Genomic DNA, 726 nt, shown 5'->3' on the forward strand with positions numbered 1-726 from the left:
AGAATCAGTCAATTTAACTTTTTTGAAATTTGACGGCAGATAATTTATTAGTGTATTATAGCTTCAAGTAATTTATCAACAGAAATGCGAGTATTAATATCTTTTATTTTATTATTTACAGTGAGCTGCACTCACACTATTCGCAATCACGGAGCTCCTGGCATTAGTGTTGAATTGTGGAGCAAGATAAAAGTAGGTGACGATAAAGAAAAAGTGGTTCACACTTTAGGATCACCAACATTAGTATCAAAGTTCGATGACAATGTTTGGTACTATGTCTCATATAAAATTAAACAAGCCAATTTTTTGGGAAAAAGGAAGTATAGTAGTAAGTCTCTGCAAATTTCATTCGACCAGGACGGTAAAGTTGAAGATACAAAAGAAACTGACATCTTAGAGAGATCTTTGGCTGTTTCTGATTGAAAGTTTGCTCAGATCTTCCTACGTCATACCGCGGTTCATTCCATAACTGTACGAACATTGCGATTTGGGCCTACCAGAAGGTGTCATGAAAGTAGCTGACACTAGTTCCTTTATGACGGCAGTGCCCAGACTACTTGGATCCAGGAAACTTAATTGCAAGTAATGCATTGGGTTTGGTAAGTATGGGTTTTGCGTTATAGAATGAAGCACTTTTGGTGAATTTGTAAAGAAAACTGGATCCCAGTGGGCTTTGTTGCATCGCTAGCTATGATGGATTAAAGATAAAAAAGATAGGGAATATCA

2 protein-coding genes are annotated in these 726 nt (G+C 36.5%); one reads left to right on the plus strand and one right to left on the minus strand.

Going from position 1 to position 726, the window contains the following annotated elements; all coding sequences use genetic code 11:
• The first annotated feature begins 84 nt into the window (after window positions 1-84).
• Window positions 85-423 carry an outer membrane protein assembly factor BamE gene (locus OZD62_RS00110; RefSeq protein WP_275019161.1) on the plus strand — a complete coding sequence of 113 codons (339 nt, stop codon included), beginning with the start codon at window positions 85-87 and terminating at the stop codon, window positions 421-423.
• A 130-nt stretch (window positions 424-553) separates the two neighbouring features.
• On the opposite strand, the gene OZD62_RS00115 is transcribed toward OZD62_RS00110, so the two are convergent.
• The gene (locus tag OZD62_RS00115) at window positions 554-682 is read right to left on the minus strand and encodes a hypothetical protein (RefSeq protein WP_255325705.1); all 129 of its coding nucleotides are present in this window, start codon (window positions 680-682) and stop codon (window positions 554-556) included.
• Window positions 683-726 lie beyond the last annotated feature (44 nt).

It is taken from the genome of Wolbachia endosymbiont of Drosophila seguyi (assembly GCF_028981765.1).
GTDB lineage: Bacteria > Pseudomonadota > Alphaproteobacteria > Rickettsiales > Anaplasmataceae > Wolbachia > Wolbachia pipientis.